Below are 18,207 nucleotides of genomic sequence, written 5' to 3'. Positions count from 1 at the left end.
AAACTCCGAAAAAAGATTTAAAAAATGCTGTTAGCACTCATTGTAGCTGCATAGTTTAGCGCACACCGTAAACTGCCACAATTTGCTGAGCCGGTTCCGGCGATATCAAGTGCCGTGCCGTGATCAACACTGGTCCTAATGAAAGGTAAGCCAAGCGTGACATTCACCGCGTCACCAAAGCCGGCGTACTTGAGTACCGGGAGGCCTTGATCGTGATACATGGCGAGTACTGCGTCAATATTCGCTAGTGCGCGAGGCGTAAAGGCGGTGTCAGCAGGTAGCGGGCCTACTAGCGTGAGGCCAGCTTCACGAAGCTCATCAAGAGCAGGTTCGATGATCTGCTGTTCTTCGAGCCCCAGGTGGCCTCCTTCTCCCGCGTGCGGATTTAAGCCACAGACTGAGAGGCGCGGTTCGGCGATGCCAAACTGCTTTTGGAGACTGTCATGAATGATAGTGAGCGTTTGCTTCAGTTCTGGGCCATTGATGGCATTAGCGACATCTTTCAGGGGCAGATGAGTAGTTGCCAGGCAAACCCGTAGCTTTTCACAGGCTAGCATCATTACCACCTTTTCAACGCCAGCGCGATCGGCGAAAAACTCGGTGTGGCCGCTAAAGTTTATCCCTGAATCATTGAGAATGCCCTTATGAACCGGGCAGGTCACAATCGCGCCACGTGTGCTGTTAACAAACGCAACACTTTGTTCCAGCTGAGCAAGCACGTACTCAGCGTTAGCGACATCTAAGGTTCCCGCTGAGCAAGGAGCTCGCAATGGAATATGAAATACAGAGAGCGTGCCAGCGAGTTGCGTGGCCTTGTCACCTGGCACCCAGGGTAGGAGCTTACAGTTGAGTTGAAGCAGCTTGGCACGTTGTTCTAGTAACGATATATCTGCTAGAACGACAACCTGATGAGGTCGCTCAGTTTGGGAATATTGCAGGCATAAGTCTGGGCCTATGCCTGCGGGTTCACCAGATGTTAAAAAGAGATAGCTCACATCAACTCGTCGTAGGGCGCTTTATAGCTGATGTAAGCTTCGTCGCGGAGCTCTTGACGCCAGCGAGGCAGCTCGTCGTAGAACTTACGGCTGCGAATAAAGTTCTCTGCTTGCATTTCCAAATAACGCTCAGACATGTTCTGATCTCGGCGACCCGTCACCTCAAGGATGTGCCAGCCAAACTGTGAGAGGAAAGGTTCACTCAGTTCGCCCACTTCTAGACTGTTCATGGTGGCTTCAAATTGAGGAACGAAGCTACCAGGCATTGACCAACCTAGAGAGCCTTCTCGTCTCGCACTACCATGGTCCTCGGAAAACTCTGCGGCCAATTCACCGAAGTCTTCGCCGGCAAGAATGCGGTTACGAACTTCAACCAGCTGCTCGCGGGCCTGCTCTTCGCTGCGAATCGCATTGGGGCTAATAAGGATGTGACGAACTTCGGTTTGCTCAACGACCTGATCCTCGGCACCACGCTTGTTAATCAGTTTAACGATGTGGTAGCCGGCGCCCGAGCGGAATGGTTCGGTGACTTCGCCCACTTCCATGTTTTCAACATGCGTAGCGAATACCGAAGGTAGCTGCTCAATTCGGCGCCAACCTAATTGACCGCCTTCAAGTGCGTCAGGGGCCTTAGAATGAGTTCGAGCTAGACCTGCAAAATCATCGCCCGCTGAAGCTGCATTGAATACTTGCGTTGACTCTAACGCGACCGCATTCAACTCTTCGGTAGTGGCAGTGCTGGATACCGGTAATAGGATGTGAGCGACATTGTAGTTGGTGGCCGTTTGATTCTTGCCCTCATCGGACTCAAGGAAATTACGAATTTCCTGTTCGGTGACGTTAATTCGAGCCGACACCGCGCCTTGTTGAACTTGGTTTAAGAGTAATTCACGACGGATTTGCTCGCGGGCGGCATACCAGGATTCGCCAGATGCTTCAACGGTTGCGCGGAACTGATCGATGGTTTGGCCATTACCTGCAGCAATCCGAGCTAGCGTTTCTTCGAGCTCGCGTTCGCCGATATTGACCCCAGCGCGACGAGCTACCTCAAGCTCAAGCGCCTCTTCAACGAGTCGCTCAAGTAGCTGCTTTCGCAGTTCAGTCAGCGGTGGAAGCTGTTCAGCTGGATACTGAGAGGTAATTTGGCTCAAACGTGTTTCGAGCTGAGACTCCATGATCACATCGTCATTGACGATCGCAATCACACGGTCAAGCACTTGCGCCGCCAAAGCACTGGAGGTGAAGCTAATTAGTAGTGCTGAGAGGACGATCTTTTTAGTTATTTTCATCATAGTCGGTGTAGCCATATATACTGCTTATTAGTTTGTCGACAGGAGATTGACCACTGCCGATACCCTTTAGTTCAATTTGCAGTCGAATTGCACTGCGTTCGCTCAGTTGGTCAATTTCTGCCGCGGTGCCAGCCTCTACCCATTGTTGGTAGGCCAAGGCTACGCGCCAGCAGCAACTATCATATTCAATACCGGCCATGAAATCGATTCGACGGCTATAGGTAATGTCATGCGTCCAGCTACCGAAGGCTGACCAGTTAGTGTCAGCCAGTGGCGCATAAACCGATAGGTTACTTTGGTACGTGTTACGGTCAATTACTTTTCCAGTGATTGCATTAATGCCTTGCCCCCGGCGCTGATAGATTACGCCCAAATTGGCAAGGGCTTCACCGTACTTACTATACTGAAGGTAGCTAGCGGTTTGATTTATCTGATTGTCGGTGGCGTCCCAATTCAAACTGGAGGAAATCCACCATTCATCGAAAAGGTTTAACTGGCTATCAAACATGATATCCGACTTGTCGCGTCTTAGATACTCAAGTTCTAGTGCTTCTTCGTCCGTTAGATCCGGAAGTAAGCCCGGGTTGTCGATGACATCTTGAGTGAGCCTAGGTTGCAGGCTGACATAGCGATTTTCGAAATAGAAGGCCTGAGCGACTCCGATGGTTAACCATTCTTGTCCGCTCTCATTGTCGATGAAGCGCGACGTAAGGCCCAACGTGAGGCGATTGTTATCACCGATTCGGTCATTACCGGAAAAGCGCTGTGGGTTAAATAATTCTTGATAGGTTTGCAGCGGAAGGGTGGTGTCAAAAATCGGCTGATTACTCTGATCCTTATACGGGACGTAAGTGTAGAAAAGCCTTGGCTCAACTGACATAGCGGCAAAAGAGTTGTCTTGGTAGCGCTCGAAGAAAACACCGCCGTCTATATAGCTAACTGGTACTGAGGCCTGTGATTCAAGTGTGGCAATAGATCCTTGACCGAGCTTGCTGAGGTCATAGGACAGGGCATGGAGGGATGACCCCACCTTCAAATAGCCTGGTAGCCAGTCCTTCTGATAGCTGGCAAAGACGCTTCCGTTCGTTCTACGGCCTTCATCAATATCTAGGTTGTCATAGGCGCTAAAATTGGTGTTGTGAAGGTCAAAACCAACGTTCAGACCAGTGAAGAATGGATAGCTCGCCTCCACAAAAACGTGGGGCATTTGGCGATAACGATTTTGTGTAGTCACCGAGATAGCTTGGTATCTTCGGGTTTCGATGCCAACGTGAAAAATATCGGTTTGATAGCCAACTGCGGCATGCTGAGCAAGGTTGGTTTGCGCTTCGATATCTAAGCCATAGGTACCGAGGTCACGAAAATAATCAATGTCCGAAACCTGCTGATAATCAATTCGAGTGTACCAATTTCTATCTTCACCACCTACATGGTCAACGCCTACCAACCATCGGGAATCGTCAAATTCCTTATCGCGCTCCCAGTAGGCGCCACTTAGATCAGTTTGCTGATAGCGATTGAGATAGCGAGTTTCGACCTCAAGTCCCGCACCTCGGTCTGCGATATATCGCGGCGTAATAGTTGCGTCGTAGTTAGGCGCTAAATTCACATAGACGGGAACTGAAAAATCGACGCCGTCACTGCCAATTTTTAGTTCTGGGAATAGTATCCCCGTCATGCGACGGTCATCGATGGGGAATTGAACCCATGGTAAGTAGAGAACTGGCACGCCTAAGACTTCAAACTTGGCATTTGTGACCGTTCCCAAGCCGGTAGTGGTATCAAGCTCCACCGATTCCGATCGCAAATACCATTGCTCGTTGCCCGGTTCGCAACTCGTAAAGCCACCATCTTGCAGTTGCAAGGCGCTCGCTTCGCTTAGTTGAATGGCGCCTGCTCGTCCGCGGAGGCCAGATTCATGAATGACAAATTCTGCCCCTTCAATAATTGCCTCTCCTTCACTCATCGTTACCGAGGCTCTCTCGCCAACAAGCAACACGCCAGGCTCACGAAAGGTAACATTGCCGCTAAGTTCGGCACGATTCTCGCTTTGATTTATTCGCGCTAAGTCAGCGGTTAATTGGCGAGCACCTTGGCGAACAAAGACGTTACCTTCCATCACACTGGTATTACCTTCGTCTTCAAGCCGGCTGGTGTCCGAGCCTGCTAACAGCGGGGCATTATCACTATGATTTTTAGCCAGTTCAAGGTACTCGGCGGGAGGGATGTAGGTGCCGCAACAGCGGGACCTGACGGTGGCGAGTTGTTCCGGTGATAGTTCAGTAAGCGGCACCCAGTCAAGGCGTGAGGCATCAGCGCCGGGTTGGCAGGTAGCAACCGGTGGATCAATTACCTCGGCAGCGGAAATACCCGCGAGGGTTGTACCGACGATGATTAGCGCAATTCGTTTAAGTAACATGGGGTAATTAACGTGAGTCCCTGTGCTGCAGCAAGCAATTATTAGTGTGCTAATGATAAACGATGGTTACACCACATCCTAGAACAAATTCGTGATCGGGGGTGGATTTGATGATGTGGGCTACGCTTTAAAGGTGATGGGTGTTTTTGGCATTGACGCGGATTTTTCGGCATTTTTTGGTTATGCTTGTCTTAACAACTACTCGAGGCATAGTAATGAAAGATTTTTGGCTTGCACCTTCAATTTTATCCGCAAATTTCGCTCGCTTAGGTGACGAGGTTGATGCGGTGCTCGAAGCCGGCGCCGATGTGGTGCACTTCGACGTAATGGATAATCATTACGTACCCAACCTAACGATTGGTCCAATGGTGTGCAAAGCACTGCGTGATCATGGTGTAACGGCACCCATTGATGTTCACCTAATGGTAGAGCCGGTTGATGCCATGATTGCTCAGTTTATTGATGCGGGCGCAAGTTATATAACCTTTCACCCCGAGGCGAGTAAGCACGTGGATCGATCACTACAGATGATCCGGGACGGTGGTTGCAAAGCTGGTTTGGTGTTCAATCCGGCTACCTCATTAGATGTTCTTGAGTACACCTTGGAAAAGATTGATATGGTGCTGTTAATGAGCGTTAACCCTGGCTTCGGCGGTCAAAAATTTATCCCATCTACACTGGATAAACTTCGCCAGGCGCGTGCTCTTATTGATCAGTCTGGTCACGATATTCGCCTAGAAGTCGATGGCGGTGTTGGCCTAGGAAACATCCGTGAGGTAGCGGAAGCGGGTGCGGATACTTTTGTAGCGGGATCGGCGATCTACAACACCGAAGACTATGCGGCAACTATTGCGGCAATGCGTGCTGAGTTAGCACAGGCTAAGCGCTAAATAGCCTTCTTTTTATAACATTTGGAATGCCTTCTATAACCCACGGTTTTAGTGGTTTATAGGGGGTTTTTCTTTGTCAAAAGCTGGGGTACACTCGGAATTAAATAATGATATTGAGCTAAGCTCGGGCTGCTATGAATACCTCGCTTTATATGAACTCCTCTGCAAACCTTCGATGGCGAAGCTAAACGGACGCACTCTTTTTCCATTGCTTGTCGTTTAACTACTTTTGAGTTCCCTATGAAACCCGAAACCTTCTACCAATTTGGCCGTCAAGGTTACAACTATGTCCCCCTTGTTCGCGAAGTCGTCGCCGACCTTGATACACCTGTCTCCTGCTACTTAAAACTCGCCAACCATCCCTATAGCTTTCTATTTGAGTCCGTTGAGGGCGGCGAAAAATGGGGGCGCTACTCAATTATTGGTTTGCCTTGTGAACAGGTGTTAAAAGTTTATGAGCAGCGTGTGGAGATAACGCACAATGGAGTGCTTCAGGAGGCCTTTGAGGTCGCCAACCCGCTGGATTATATCGATGAATATCGACACCAATTCAAAGTGCCCGAGATAGAGGGTTTGCCAAGGTTTCACGGCGGTTTAGTTGGCTATTTTTCCTACGACACGGTGCGCTTTGTGGAGCCTAAATTACAGGGTGCAACACTCAAACGAGAAATTGATACCCCAGATGTATTAATGATGCTTGCCCGAGACGTTATTGTATTTGATAACCTGTCTGGCACGCTTAAGATTATTACGCATGCTAATCCTACTGAAGATGGGGCCTACGACAGCGCTCAGCAGCGCTTAAGAGCAATTGAGGCCAATTTGAAAGCGGCACAGACTTCAGTAGGGCACATCTCCCTTGATGACGATGCAACCATTGAAGATGAGGTTCGGCTTCATACCAGTGAAGCGGACTTTAAAGCGGCGGTGAATCAGGTGAAGGAATACGTCCTAGCTGGTGATACCATGCAAGTTGTTCTGTCTCAGCGGATGTCGATGGCATTTGAGCATACAGCCACGGATCTCTATCGCGCACTGCGACTGCTTAACCCATCCCCTTATATGTATTGCCTCAATTTGGCGGATCATCACGTCGTTGGCTCGTCACCCGAAATCCTAGCTCGATTGGAACAGGGTGAAGTGACCGTTCGACCTATTGCGGGAACGCGTAAACGCGGTAAGACCGAAGCTGACGATCAGGCTCTTGAGGCGGACTTGCTAGCCGATCCGAAAGAGATTGCTGAACATCTAATGCTAATTGATCTCGGTCGAAATGATGTGGGGAGAGTGGCCGAAAGCGGCACCGTTAAACTTACCGAGAAGATGGTCGTTGAGCGTTATTCTCATGTTATGCACATTACTTCAAACGTGACTGGTAAATTGCGAGCGGGTTTGGGTTGTATGGATGTGCTGAGAGCGGCGATGCCGGCGGGCACCCTAAGCGGCGCGCCAAAGGTCAGAGCGATGGAGATTATCGATGAGCTAGAGAGCAGTCATCGTGGAATCTATGGTGGTGCCGTGGGGTATATTGGCTGGAATGGGAATATGGATACCGCTATTGCCATCCGCACCGCGGTCCTAAAGGATGGACGACTTTATGTTCAGGCTGGTGCTGGGGTGGTCGCGGATTCGCAGCCAGATTTGGAGTGGCAAGAAACCCGAAATAAGGCGCGTGCTGTGCTTCGCGCCGCCTCGATGCTATCGGCTAAAAAGGAGCGGCAGCAATGATTTTGATGATCGACAACTATGACTCCTTTACCTACAACATTGTGCAGTATTTAGCCGAGTTGAAGGCGGATGTTAAGGTCATTCGTAATGATGAGTTATCGGTGGCACAGATTGAGGCGCTGAATCCAGCGAAGATTATTATTTCGCCAGGGCCGTGTACGCCTAATGAGGCCGGTGTCTCAATGGCCGTCATTGCGCACTTTATGGGAAAACTCCCAATTCTAGGCGTGTGTTTAGGCCATCAAAGTATTGGCCAAGTGTTTGGTGGGAAGATTGTTCGTGCTGCACAAGTGATGCATGGCAAGACCAGCCCCATCTTTCATCGCAATGTTGGTGTTTTTTCAGGCCTGCCGCAAGGCTTTACTGCCACCCGCTATCACAGTTTGGTGATTGATAAATCGTCGGTACCTGAGTGCCTAGAAATTACGGCATGGACCCAAGACGAAAACGGTGAAATTGAGGAGATCATGGGGGTTCGTCATCGTGAATTAGATATTGAAGGTGTGCAATACCACCCAGAGTCAATCCTGTCTGAGCATGGCCATGATCAGTTCGAACTATTTTTGAAGGGGACGCGCTAATGGCGGTACACGCAGCACTAGAGTGCTTACTTAATAATCAACCGCTAAGTAATGATCAGATGCGTGCGGCCATGCAATCGCTAATGAGCGGCGAAGTATCAAATGAATTAATTTCCGGTTTTTTGGTTGCCCTAAGACTAAGAGGTGAAACGCCGGGTCAGATTGCAGCGGCAGCGGACGTTATGCGTAGTCTTATGTCACCGGTAGTGATTAAGGCAGGCAATGCGGTAGATATCGTTGGCACCGGCGGTGATGGCGCTAATCTCTTCAATGTTTCTACAGCGGCCTCAGTCGTGGTTGCGGCAGCTGGATTAACCGTGGCTAAACACGGTAATCGGAGTGTATCAAGTAGCTCGGGCTCAGCCGATGTTTTGGAAGCGGCTGGTGTGAATCTAACGCTACAGGGCCCCGCACTGGCCAGATGTATTGATGAAGTCGGGTTGGGTTTCATGTTTGCCATTAACCATCACCCGTCTATGAAATATGCCATTCCCGCTCGAAAAGCATTGGGAGTGCGCACCGTCTTTAATCTTCTCGGTCCGTTGACCAATCCAGCCTCAGTTCGCCGTCAGTTAGTAGGCGTGTTTGATAAAGCTTGGGTGGTACCGGTTGCCCAGGCCCTTCAGGAGCTTGGATCAGAACACGCACTTGTGGTGCACTCAGGCGATGGGCTGGATGAATTCTCCTTAGCGGCCAACAACACGGTGGCAGAGCTTCGTAATGGCAAGATCTCTGAGTATGAAGTATCCGCGAGCGAAGTGGGGTTAGAGGCGCTGACTGATATCAGCGCGTTGTGTGTTAATGGGCCAACTGAGAGTTTGTCAATGTTACAGCAGGCATTGAAGGGCGATCATGAATCTGCTTCTCAGATGGTTGCGTTTAATGCTGGTGCGGCGCTCTATGTGGGCGGTGTTGCAGATTCCATTGCCGAGGGGGTTACCATCGCCTTAGATATCATTGCCTCGGGCGTTGCGAGTGAAAAATTAAAAGAATTAGCTGAGTTTAGTCAGTTGTTAGGGGAGTTTTCGTGAGCGTACCTACGGTATTAGAAAAAATTGTCGCGCATAAGTTGCTAGAAGTTGAAGAGCGTAAACGACTCTTGCCGCAAGATAAATTGGAGCCTATGCTGGTTGGGCTGCCACCGTGTCGCGGTTTTGTAACGCAGCTGAAGGATCGCGCGTCAGAACTTGGTGCTGGGATTATTGCCGAGGTAAAGAAGGCATCTCCCAGTAAGGGTGTTATTCGCGAACACTTCGTTCCGAAGGAGATCGCTAGAGCCTATGAGGATCACGGTGCCGCTTGTTTATCAGTACTCACCGACATCGCTTTCTTTAAAGGCTCAGATGACTACCTTAAGCAGGCTCGTGAAGAAGTTAGCTTGCCTATCCTTCGCAAAGATTTTGTGGTGGATGCCTACCAGATTTGGGAGTCAAGATTGCTTGGGGCAGACTGTATTTTGCTCATTGTTGCTATTCTTAGCGATGAGCAATTAGCTGAGTTTCATAATTTGGCGACAACGCTGGGTATGGATGTACTCATTGAAGTTCACGACGAGTATGAATTGGAATCTGCGTTGCGTGTTAATCCACGCTTAGTAGGGATTAATAATCGTAATCTGCACAACTTTGAGACCTCATTATCCACCACCACTTCATTGCTTGAACGCATTCCGGAAGACTGTACGGTGGTCACGGAAAGTGGTATTCACACGGCTGAAGACGTAGCATTGATGCGAGCGAATGACGTCTCCGCGTTCTTGGTTGGTGAGGCCTTTATGCGAGCAGAGAACCCAGGGCATCAGTTGGCGAAGTTATTCTTTCCTGCGGCTTAGCGCAGGAATTCATGGCTTCGGAGGCTTGGTTTAGAGCTTTGGTACAGCGCTTAGCAGCGATAAGCCAAGGTAGTCATCACTTTTGCCACTTCTGACATCCCGCGTTTAATTGGCGCAGGGAACTCATAGCCGCCGGCTGCCAATGCCGCTTCGCCATGACGAAGTTCGTCTTCATGCATTTGCTCCAATACCGCTCGAGTTCGTTTATCGTCTTCAGGAATTTTATCTAGGTGAGAACTCAGATGACCGCAGACTAGGTCTTCGGTTGCAGCAACGAAGCCCAGGCTTACCTTATCTGAGACGAGTCCAGCAGTGGCTCCAATGGCAAATGACATTCCATACCAAAGTGGATTGAGGATACTTGGCTTCGCGTCTAGCTCATTGAGGCGCTCTTCACACCAAACTAGGTGGTCAACTTCCTCAGCCGCAGCATGTTCCATTTCTAGGCGAACTTCCGGCAATTTTGCCGTGAGAGCCTGGCCCTGATAGAGCGCTTGAGCACAGACTTCACCTGCGTGGTTTACGCGCATCAGGCCGGCGACGTGAGCGCGCTCGGAGTCTGTCATTTCGCAATGAGGCTGTTGCCTCGCTGGAGACGGTCTATCGCTAGTCTGTTCGCCTGCCGCTATGGTTCGCAGCGCTCTATCACTTTGAGTAATGAACTTATCAATAACACTAAGGGCTATCATGCAGCGGGCTCCTTAATCACAATTTCGTGAGTAATGTTTACACCACCTCGCGCCAGCATAATTGAAGCCGAGCAATATTTTTCGGCGGAGAGTTTAACCGCGCGTTCTACTAGGGCAGCCTTAATGTTACGGCCAGTAACAATAAATGTTAAATGGATATCGGTGAACACGGCAGGCGTTTCGTCTGCTCGGTTGGCACTGACCTCAACATCTACGGCTTCCACATCTTGCTTTGCCTTCTTAAGAATTCCTACTACATCAAAGCTCGCACAGCCCGAAAGCCCCATGAGGATGAGTTCCATCGGGCGTGCGCCGGCATTTTCTCCACCGGCATTGGGGGCTCCATCCATAAGAACTTGATGACCACTTCCAGCAGTGGCCAAGAATTTGACACCACCTTGCCAACTTAGCTTCGATTCCATTTTTTTTGCTTCCAAATCAATAAATTAACTAACTTAAGCTAATATAACATAAAGAAAATTAGAGCCTAGTTCACAAACAAATCATTTAAGCGCTGAAACTAGTGGTCATGTTAGTTTGATTAATCTCATAATAGCGATAAGATAAACAATAATAACTTTAAACCTAGGAGCTATACGTATGGTCTCAAGTTTTCGGCCCATTATTTCGCCGGTAGACAAGTTTAGCGACTTCTTGAATCACTGCCATCGTCGCCGTTACCCTGCCAAGAGTACGGTCATTTATGCTGGTGATCGGCCCGACGCGCTGTACTTTATTATCAAAGGTTCCGTTACCGTATTGATAGAAGATGAGGACGAAGGTCGCGAGATGATCGTTGCTTACCTTAATTCTGGTGACTTCTTTGGTGAGATGGGCTTATTCAGCGAAGAGCCTACTCGCTCTGCATGGGTCCGTGCAAAAACTGAATGTGAAGTCGCCGAGATCAGTTTCGCTCGATTCCGCGAGGTGAGTCATCAACACCCAGAGGTTTTAGAGGCTCTGTGTCAGCAGATGGCGCATCGCCTTCGCGAAACTACTCAGAAAGTGGGTAATCTCGCTTTCTTAGACGTGACTGGTCGGGTAGCTCGAACCTTACTTGATTTAGCTAAGCAGCCAGATGCGATGACACATCCAGACGGTATGCAGATCAAGATTACACGTCAGGAGATTGGTCGGATTGTTGGTTGTTCGCGCGAAATGGTAGGTCGTGTACTGAAGAACCTAGAAGAGCAAGAGCTTGTTTCCGTTAGCGGTAAGACCATGGTAGTTTACGGTACACGCTGATTACCCTGTTACCTTCTAAGTTCCAATAAAAAAAGCAGCCATTGGCTGCTTTTTTATTGCTTTTGGCTTTCGCCTTTAACGAATGGCTTTGAAGCCGATATCAGTTCGGTGGTACTCATCTTCCCAACTGATTTTCGCTACGCCGTTGTAGGCGGCTTGCTGTGCCTCGGCAACGTTGTGGCCAAGTGCAACAACACACAGTACTCGCCCGCCAGAGGTCACGACATCATCGCCTTGCATAGCAGTGCCTGCATGGAAAACCTTGCTGACGGTGTCAGCCTCTTCGATACCTGAGATAACACGCGACTTGGCATAGCTAAACGGATATCCACCGGCGGCCATAACAACCCCTAGTGCATAGCGTTGGTCCCACTCAGCGGATTCGCTTGCTAGAGAACCTTGAGTTGCTGCTAAGCAGTGAGCCACAAGGTCACTCTTCATGCGAGACATGATAGGTTGGGTTTCAGGGTCACCAAAGCGAACGTTGAACTCCAAAACCTTAGGGACACCATCAGCATCAATCATCAAACCAGCATAAAGGAAGCCACGGAAGTAGTTACCCTCGGCATTCATACCTTTCACTGTTGGGTAGATGACCTCTTTCATTACTCGCTGGTGCATGGCTTCATCCACTAACGGTGCAGGTGAGTAGGCACCCATGCCGCCGGTATTCGGTCCTAAATCACCATTGTCACGTGCTTTATGATCTTGGCTGGTAGCCATGGGTAGCACATCTTCACCGTCGACCATGACGATGAACGAGGCCTCTTCACCAGCGAGAAACTCTTCGATGACTACTCGGCTTCCGGCATCGCCGAAGGCGTTGTCTTGGAGCATATCTGTGACGGCTTGCTTCGCTTCGTCGGCAGTCTGAGCTACTACCACGCCTTTTCCGGCTGCTAAACCATCGGCCTTCACAACAATTGGCGCGCCTTTCTCATCAATATAAGCATGCGCTGGGGCAACTTCTGTAAAGACTTCATAGAAAGCCGTTGGAATCTGGTGGCGAGCTAAGAAATCCTTGGCGAACTGTTTGGATCCTTCCAGCTGCGCTGCGCCTGCGCGCGGTCCAAAAATTGCGAGCCCCTCAGCTTCGAAGGCATCAACAATACCGTCAACCAAAGGCTGCTCAGGACCAACAATAGTTAGGCCAATCTTGTTTTCCTTGGCCCACCGAATGGCTTCAGCATGATTGCTGACGTCCAAGCTAACGTTGCTCAGCTGTGCGTCTAGTGCAGTACCCGCATTGCCGGGGGCAACGAATACGTTCTCTGCGAGTGGGCTTTGAGCACACTTCCATGCAAGGGCGTGCTCTCTACCGCCACTACCAATAACTAATATGTTCATTTTTAAACTCCTTAGTGGCGGAAGTGACGAACGCCAGTAAACACCATAGCGATGCCGTGTTCATCGGCGGCGGCGATAACTTCTTCATCGCGCATTGAACCGCCTGGTTGAATAATGGCTTTGATGCCAGCTGCAGCGGCTGCGTCAATACCATCTCTAAATGGGAAGAATGCGTCCGAGGCCATCACTGAGCCTTCAACCACCAAGTTTTCGTCAGCGGCTTTGATGGCCGCAATTTTAGCAGAGTAAACTCGGCTCATTTGTCCAGCACCCACGCCGATTGTCATTCCATCATTCACATACACAATGGCATTGGACTTGACGTAATTCGCCACGTTCCAAGCGAATAGTAAGTCACGAACCTGCTCCGCAGAGGGTGCAATTTTACTCACTACCTTAAGATCATCCGCGTTAATAGGCTTGAGATCACGGTCTTGGATGAGTAAGCCGCCGTTGACGCGTTTAAAGTCATACGCAGCGCCTTGCTCCGTTAAGTCTCCACAGCTCAAGAGGCGAACGTTGGCCTTCGTTGCCACGATCGCGGCAGCTTCCTCGCTCACACTCGGAGCGATGATGACTTCCACAAACTGACGGTCAATAATGGCCTTGGCGGTGTCAGCATCGAGTTCACGGTTGAACGCGATAATACCACCAAAGGCTGAAGTTGGATCAGTGCTAAAAGCGCGATCGTAGGCATTTAAGATATTTGAACCAATTGCTACACCACAGGGGTTAGCGTGCTTAACAATCACGCAGGCAGGCTCTTCGAAGCATTTAACGCATTCAAGGGCAGCGTCAGTATCGGCGATGTTATTGAATGACAGCGCTTTACCATTTAGCTGAACTGCGCTCGCAACACTGGCTTCCTTTAAGTCATGTTCGCGATAAAACGCGGCACGCTGATGTGGGTTTTCACCGTAGCGCAAGTCTTCAGTTTTAACGAACTGGCGGTTAAATGTGGTTGGGAAAGCGTCGCTGGGTGCATCGTTCTCGAGTGCACCCAAGTAGTTGGCGATAGCACCGTCGTAGTCTGCGGTATGGGCGAAGGCTTTGGCGGCCAATTCGCGCTTGAGTACTGAGCTAAGTCCTCCGTCAGACTTTAGTTCATCAATAATACGATCGTAGTCGCCCGCGTCCACAACAATGCCAACATACTTGTGGTTTTTTGCCGCAGCTCGAACCATTGTTGGGCCACCGATATCGATGTTCTCAATCGCATGGTCTAGCGAGCAATCAGCTTGGGCAATAGTTTCACGGAAAGGATAGAGATTGACAACGACCATATCGATGTAGCCAATACCATGAGTTGCTGCGGTTTCGTCATCTTGACCACGGCGCGCAAGAATACCGCCATGAATAGTGGGGTGTAGAGTCTTGACTCGGCCGTCCATGATTTCTGGGAAACCGGTGACTTTGGCGACCTCAGTAACAGCAATCCCCTCGTTGTTTAGTAGCTTAAACGTTCCGCCGGTGGATAGGATTTCAACACCTTGGGCGACTAGTTCACGAGCGAAATCGACGACACCTGATTTATCTGACACGCTAATTAGCGCGCGTTTAACAGCAGTTACTGACATGAGAGCCTCTAGTAGTGGTACATAGTAAACGTTGAATTTTACAAAAACGACGGCGACATGTCGCAGCAATTATTACCATTTAGAGGGGTAAGGCTCTGGGAGAGAAGATTGATGGAGGGAAGGGCGCTTTGGGGGCAAAGCACATAGCTTGATACCCCCCAACGAGAGGACTTTTAAAGCATATCGTAACGCTTTAGCTTCTTGCGAAGAGTTCCTCGGTTTAGTCCCATAATGCTGGCTGCACGAGATTGGTTATTCTTCGTAAACTTCATTACCGCTTCTAAAAGAGGTTCTTCAACTTCATTCATGACCATGTCATAGATTTCGTTTGGTTCCTGGCCTTCTAGGGCCATGAAATAATTGCGCATTGAACGGGCTACCGAGTCGCGTAATGTCGGGTAATCTTCAACGTTGGCCTCGGTGGCCTTTAACAGCTGTTCACTCATGCTCTGAGTTCCTCTCCTATTAGGTCTTTTTTCTAACTCAAAAAATTTGAAATGGTCTTTAGTTGATCTGCTTCACTTTCGATGCTGTTAAACATCTTTATAAATTCTCGATCCGCGCCAACGGGCTTCAGATACCAGTTGACATGCTTACGCGCAATTCTGTAACCCATGACTGGGCCATAGAATTCATGCAGCTGTTTAATATGATCGAGGAGAATCTCGGCTTGTTCTTTACGGTCAATAGTTGGTAAGTGTTCACCATTGGCCAAGTAATGATTAATCTCGCGAAATAGCCAGGGGCTACCTTGAGCGGCTCTGCCTATCATGACCGCTTTTGCGCCAGTGAATTCTATCACTTCTTTTGCTTTTTCTGGCGTCTCAATATCGCCGTTTGCGGCGACAGGGATATCAACGGCTTCAACAATCTGACGAATGGTTTCATATTCTGCTTCGCCTTGATATTTACAGGCGCGAGTCCGGCCGTGAACAGCTAGCGACTTAATACCAGCGTCTTCAGCAATTCTTGCAATGGTGACACCATTTCGTTGCTCTGGAGACCACCCGGTACGAATCTTCAGCGTCACGGGTACATCCACCGCGGCAACGACCGCATGGAGAATTTCGGTAACTAGCGCCTCATCTTTCAGTAATGCCGAGCCAGCAGCTTTCTTGCAGACCTTCTTGGCAGGGCAGCCCATATTAATGTCGATAATCTGTGCGCCAAGCTGCTGAGTCATCTGTGCGGCGTTGGCCAACATTTCAGCGTCGCCGCCGGCGATCTGAATGGCCTTTGGCGTAACTTCGTTATCGTGGCGAAGTCGATGCCTACTTTTCGTTGAATTCCAAAGTGAGATGTCTGACGTCAGCATTTCACCCACAACAAGCCCTGCACCCATGCGATGGCATAAGCGACGAAACGGTAAATCCGTTACGCCAGCCATGGGGGCAAGTATAGTGGGGTTCGATAACTGATAGGGACCTATGCGATACATCTCATTAGCCATTTGTTCTGGGCGAGCGATTCTAGCTTATGATGCCGCCAAGCTAAAGAAGTTTGAGTGAAAAAGGATCAATTTTTTACAATGTAAGCTTGGTAGCTGGTGGCGATGTCACCGGGGTCAACCACATAGAACTGAATCGTGATGACTTTTCCTGGCTCGAGTTGCTCCATTGGAGTGCTCGTCAGCAATTGGCGGATGTCGTAATTCAGCGTGGTGACTGGGATACCACTGGCACTGCTGAATTCGAGTTGAAGTGTTGGTAGGCGCTGGGCAAACGCTGCGGAGTTACGAATGCTGACGTTCACGTCAAGCAAGCCTTCGGTTTCGTCAGCTTGAATATTGAAATCTATGATCTCGATTGCCTCGATATTGTCGTAGCGAGGTATTTCGCAGTTGAGGAGCTCACATGCGCTTAGGTAATAGGGTCGGTACTGATCCTGCGTGGACCAACTAGCAAGATTTAGCCACGCTAGCTGTGCAGCGAAAATCAGCAATAAGATGAGCGAGAGCCCGCTCCAGGCTATGGTTGGTAATCTGCTAGTGTTCTGCAGTGCCAAATCCATTTCTGCCAAGTGAGGCTGATACGACTGGTCGTTATGGCCATCTTCAAACTCTTCAAGCTGTTCAGGTTCTTCAAGTTGCTCAGATTGCTCAGATGGTGCAATCTCCTCAGACTCTTCAGGCTCTTCAGGCTCTTCAGACTCTTCAGGCTCTTCAGGCTCTTCAGGCTCTTCAGGCTCTTCAAGCTCTTCAAGCTCTTCAAGCTCTTCAGGCTCTTCAGGCTCTTCAAGCTCTTCAAGCTCTTCAGGCTCTTCAGGCTCTTCAAGCTCTTCAAGCTCTTCAAGCTCTTCAAGCTCTTCAAGCTCTTCAAGCTCTTCAGGTTCTTCGAGTTCTCTAACATCATCATTGAAATCCGAGAATTCGCCCACTTCAAAGGGAGTCTCGTGCTGAGCATCGTCGTTGGCCGTTTTGCCTAGCACTGCTTCTTCGTCATCGAGCTGAACCGAGCTTATGTCGTTGAGCGCATCGTCGCTGGAGTGAGGTTCTTCTCTAGTTGCGACTTCAGTGCCGGTGTTCTCGGTGTCTTCTTGGAATGACTCTTCAGCGTCTGCGTTTTCAGTGTCTTCTTGGGATGATTCTTCAGCGTTTGCGTTTTCAGCGTCTTGTTGAGTTGCTATTTCGGGAGCTTCTTCTGGCGACACTTCTACACATTCTTCATCAATGTGCTTCGCACTCACAGCTATGTCTGCAGAGACGTTATCACCATCAACGCTCTCACCGATGGATTTATCGGCTTCTACCAAATCACTCTCCGCGTCGTAGCTACCTTCACTCGTTAAACTCTGTTTTTCATCGGGTGCTAGGACTGCATCATCGGTGGTATCGATAATTGGCATATGTTCGAAGCTTATTGTCTTCGCGTGGTCGTCTTCGGCTTCATTAGCACTCAGTGTAAGATCTGCGAAGAACTCCGAACTTATACTTGGCTCTCGATGCTCGTGACTCTGGGAGAGGTGCTCTTTTGTCTCGGTTTCGTCAGATGCTTCTGGTTCGTCAGATGCTTCTGGTTCGTCAGATGCTTCTGTTTCGGCTGATGTTTCTGTTTCGGCCGTTACTTCTGTTTCGGCCGTTACTTCTGATTCAGAAGCAATCTTCTCTAGCGAGGCTGCGTTGTTGTGTTGACCGATAGGCTGAGGGTTGCTGTCATTGTCGGACAATAACGAAGAATCTAGGTCAATACGAGCCTCAGGGTAATCATCCTCGTTATTGGCAATCTGATCGGCGAGCAGGGAATTGAGTTCATCGTCGATCTCACGAAAAATGTCGTCATCGATCTCGGGTAGTTCGTCGTCACTGAAAGAGCGTTCAGCATCAAGTTCTGCTAGCGCAATGAGTTCGTCGTCTAGCCAGTCCGCTGAATCAATCTGTCCAGGCTGGACTGGGGCGATGTCATCCACGGCATAGGCTAGGTCTTCGAAGTATCCCTCGAACTCAGCATTGTCAGCTACCGGGAATACCTGAGAGGCCGCACTAAATACCTTGCTGCAGGAACCACATCGCACGTGACTATTGGCTTGCGCTAACATCGGCTTAGTGACGTAAAAGCGAGCCTTGCAGGCGGGGCAAAAAACGATGTAGTTGTGTGACTTACTCATTCTTGGAGTG

16 protein-coding genes are annotated in these 18,207 nt (G+C 49.5%); 6 read left to right on the top strand and 10 right to left on the bottom strand.

What is annotated here, in order from left to right:
* Positions 1 to 17: 17 nt before the first annotated feature.
* Genes pdxA through DFR27_RS07375 form a run of 3 tightly spaced genes read right to left on the bottom strand, consistent with a single transcriptional unit; the run spans position 18 to position 4,706 of the window.
* On the bottom strand, positions 18 to 995 hold the full coding sequence (gene pdxA, locus DFR27_RS07385; RefSeq protein ID WP_121876811.1) for a 4-hydroxythreonine-4-phosphate dehydrogenase PdxA: 978 nt from the start codon (positions 993 to 995) through the stop codon (positions 18 to 20).
* Positions 992 to 2,287 (bottom strand): peptidylprolyl isomerase, encoded by a 1,296-nt coding sequence (locus DFR27_RS07380; RefSeq protein WP_170150812.1) that lies wholly within the window; start codon positions 2,285 to 2,287, stop codon positions 992 to 994. Before DFR27_RS07380 ends, pdxA begins: the two co-directional genes overlap by 4 nt.
* Positions 2,271 to 4,706 carry an LPS-assembly protein LptD gene (locus tag DFR27_RS07375; RefSeq protein ID WP_121876809.1) on the bottom strand — a complete coding sequence of 812 codons (2,436 nt, stop codon included), beginning with the start codon at positions 4,704 to 4,706 and terminating at the stop codon, positions 2,271 to 2,273. The genes DFR27_RS07380 and DFR27_RS07375 overlap by 17 nt, the downstream gene beginning before the upstream one ends.
* Positions 4,707 to 4,921: 215 nt before the next feature.
* Between DFR27_RS07375 and rpe the strand changes: the two genes are divergently transcribed.
* The 5 genes from rpe (at position 4,922) to trpC (ending at position 9,736) form a co-directional block, all read left to right on the top strand.
* Entirely contained in the window at positions 4,922 to 5,596 is a 675-nt protein-coding gene (gene rpe, locus DFR27_RS07370) for a ribulose-phosphate 3-epimerase (RefSeq protein WP_121876808.1), read from the top strand.
* Between the two features lie 240 nt (positions 5,597 to 5,836).
* Positions 5,837 to 7,324, top strand: coding sequence for an anthranilate synthase component I (trpE, locus tag DFR27_RS07365; RefSeq protein ID WP_121876807.1), 1,488 nt, complete (start codon positions 5,837 to 5,839; stop codon positions 7,322 to 7,324).
* Positions 7,321 to 7,905 carry an anthranilate synthase component II gene (locus tag DFR27_RS07360; RefSeq protein ID WP_121876806.1) on the top strand — a complete coding sequence of 195 codons (585 nt, stop codon included), beginning with the start codon at positions 7,321 to 7,323 and terminating at the stop codon, positions 7,903 to 7,905. The genes trpE and DFR27_RS07360 overlap by 4 nt, the downstream gene beginning before the upstream one ends.
* A complete protein-coding gene (trpD, locus tag DFR27_RS07355) occupies positions 7,905 to 8,936 on the top strand; it encodes an anthranilate phosphoribosyltransferase (RefSeq protein WP_121876805.1) in 1,032 nt (343 codons plus the stop codon). Before DFR27_RS07360 ends, trpD begins: the two co-directional genes overlap by 1 nt.
* Positions 8,933 to 9,736 carry an indole-3-glycerol phosphate synthase TrpC gene (trpC, locus tag DFR27_RS07350; protein WP_121876804.1) on the top strand — a complete coding sequence of 268 codons (804 nt, stop codon included), beginning with the start codon at positions 8,933 to 8,935 and terminating at the stop codon, positions 9,734 to 9,736. Before trpD ends, trpC begins: the two co-directional genes overlap by 4 nt.
* Before the next feature lie 50 nt (positions 9,737 to 9,786).
* Here the strand turns inward: trpC and coq7 are convergent, their stop codons facing one another.
* Both coq7 and DFR27_RS07340 read right to left on the bottom strand, forming a co-directional pair.
* Positions 9,787 to 10,425, bottom strand: coding sequence for a 2-polyprenyl-3-methyl-6-methoxy-1,4-benzoquinone monooxygenase (gene coq7 / locus DFR27_RS07345; RefSeq protein WP_121876803.1), 639 nt, complete (start codon positions 10,423 to 10,425; stop codon positions 9,787 to 9,789).
* Positions 10,422 to 10,847, bottom strand: a complete 426-nt coding sequence (locus tag DFR27_RS07340; protein ID WP_121876802.1) for an OsmC family protein — start codon at positions 10,845 to 10,847, stop codon at positions 10,422 to 10,424. The genes coq7 and DFR27_RS07340 overlap by 4 nt, the downstream gene beginning before the upstream one ends.
* Before the next feature lie 178 nt (positions 10,848 to 11,025).
* Between DFR27_RS07340 and crp the strand changes: the two genes are divergently transcribed.
* Complete coding sequence (gene crp, locus DFR27_RS07335; protein ID WP_121876801.1) at positions 11,026 to 11,670, top strand: cAMP-activated global transcriptional regulator CRP; 645 nt, start codon at positions 11,026 to 11,028, stop codon at positions 11,668 to 11,670.
* A 75-nt stretch (positions 11,671 to 11,745) separates the two neighbouring features.
* On the opposite strand, the gene purD is transcribed toward crp, so the two are convergent.
* The 5 genes from purD to DFR27_RS07310 all read right to left on the bottom strand — a co-directional run bounded on the left by purD (position 11,746) and on the right by DFR27_RS07310 (position 18,197).
* Positions 11,746 to 13,017, bottom strand: coding sequence for a phosphoribosylamine--glycine ligase (purD, locus tag DFR27_RS07330; RefSeq protein WP_121876800.1), 1,272 nt, complete (start codon positions 13,015 to 13,017; stop codon positions 11,746 to 11,748).
* 11 nt (positions 13,018 to 13,028) lie between these two features.
* A complete protein-coding gene (purH, locus tag DFR27_RS07325; RefSeq protein ID WP_121876799.1) occupies positions 13,029 to 14,594 on the bottom strand; it encodes a bifunctional phosphoribosylaminoimidazolecarboxamide formyltransferase/IMP cyclohydrolase in 1,566 nt (521 codons plus the stop codon).
* Positions 14,595 to 14,767: 173 nt separating this feature from the next.
* The gene (fis, locus tag DFR27_RS07320) at positions 14,768 to 15,040 is read right to left on the bottom strand and encodes a DNA-binding transcriptional regulator Fis (protein ID WP_121876798.1); all 273 of its coding nucleotides are present in this window, start codon (positions 15,038 to 15,040) and stop codon (positions 14,768 to 14,770) included.
* Between the two features lie 32 nt (positions 15,041 to 15,072).
* A complete protein-coding gene (gene dusB, locus DFR27_RS07315) occupies positions 15,073 to 16,032 on the bottom strand; it encodes a tRNA dihydrouridine synthase DusB (protein ID WP_121876797.1) in 960 nt (319 codons plus the stop codon).
* A 77-nt stretch (positions 16,033 to 16,109) separates the two neighbouring features.
* A complete protein-coding gene (locus DFR27_RS07310) occupies positions 16,110 to 18,197 on the bottom strand; it encodes a zinc-ribbon and DUF3426 domain-containing protein (protein WP_121876796.1) in 2,088 nt (695 codons plus the stop codon).
* Between the last annotated feature and the right edge of the window lie 10 nt (positions 18,198 to 18,207).

Source organism: Umboniibacter marinipuniceus (genome assembly GCF_003688415.1).
GTDB classification, from domain to species: domain Bacteria; phylum Pseudomonadota; class Gammaproteobacteria; order Pseudomonadales; family DSM-25080; genus Umboniibacter; species Umboniibacter marinipuniceus.
The sequence above is the reverse complement of the archived record's forward strand: the minus strand, read 5'-3'. Positions and strand labels throughout refer to the sequence as shown.

Coding starts and splice junctions, on each gene's coding strand:
- purD (WP_121876800.1), bottom strand. CDS start 13,017: ATGAACATATTAGTTATTGGTAGTGGCGGTAGAGAGCACGCCCTTGCA.
- coq7 (WP_121876803.1), bottom strand. CDS start 10,425: ATGATAGCCCTTAGTGTTATTGATAAGTTCATTACTCAAAGTGATAGA.
- crp (WP_121876801.1), top strand. CDS start 11,026: ATGGTCTCAAGTTTTCGGCCCATTATTTCGCCGGTAGACAAGTTTAGC.
- trpE (WP_121876807.1), top strand. CDS start 5,837: ATGAAACCCGAAACCTTCTACCAATTTGGCCGTCAAGGTTACAACTAT.
- rpe (WP_121876808.1), top strand. CDS start 4,922: ATGAAAGATTTTTGGCTTGCACCTTCAATTTTATCCGCAAATTTCGCT.
- DFR27_RS07360 (WP_121876806.1), top strand. CDS start 7,321: ATGATTTTGATGATCGACAACTATGACTCCTTTACCTACAACATTGTG.
- dusB (WP_121876797.1), bottom strand. CDS start 16,032: ATGTATCGCATAGGTCCCTATCAGTTATCGAACCCCACTATACTTGCC.
- purH (WP_121876799.1), bottom strand. CDS start 14,594: ATGTCAGTAACTGCTGTTAAACGCGCGCTAATTAGCGTGTCAGATAAA.
- DFR27_RS07310 (WP_121876796.1), bottom strand. CDS start 18,197: ATGAGTAAGTCACACAACTACATCGTTTTTTGCCCCGCCTGCAAGGCT.
- fis (WP_121876798.1), bottom strand. CDS start 15,040: ATGAGTGAACAGCTGTTAAAGGCCACCGAGGCCAACGTTGAAGATTAC.
- DFR27_RS07340 (WP_121876802.1), bottom strand. CDS start 10,847: ATGGAATCGAAGCTAAGTTGGCAAGGTGGTGTCAAATTCTTGGCCACT.
- trpD (WP_121876805.1), top strand. CDS start 7,905: ATGGCGGTACACGCAGCACTAGAGTGCTTACTTAATAATCAACCGCTA.
- DFR27_RS07380 (WP_170150812.1), bottom strand. CDS start 2,287: ATGATGAAAATAACTAAAAAGATCGTCCTCTCAGCACTACTAATTAGC.
- DFR27_RS07375 (WP_121876809.1), bottom strand. CDS start 4,706: ATGTTACTTAAACGAATTGCGCTAATCATCGTCGGTACAACCCTCGCG.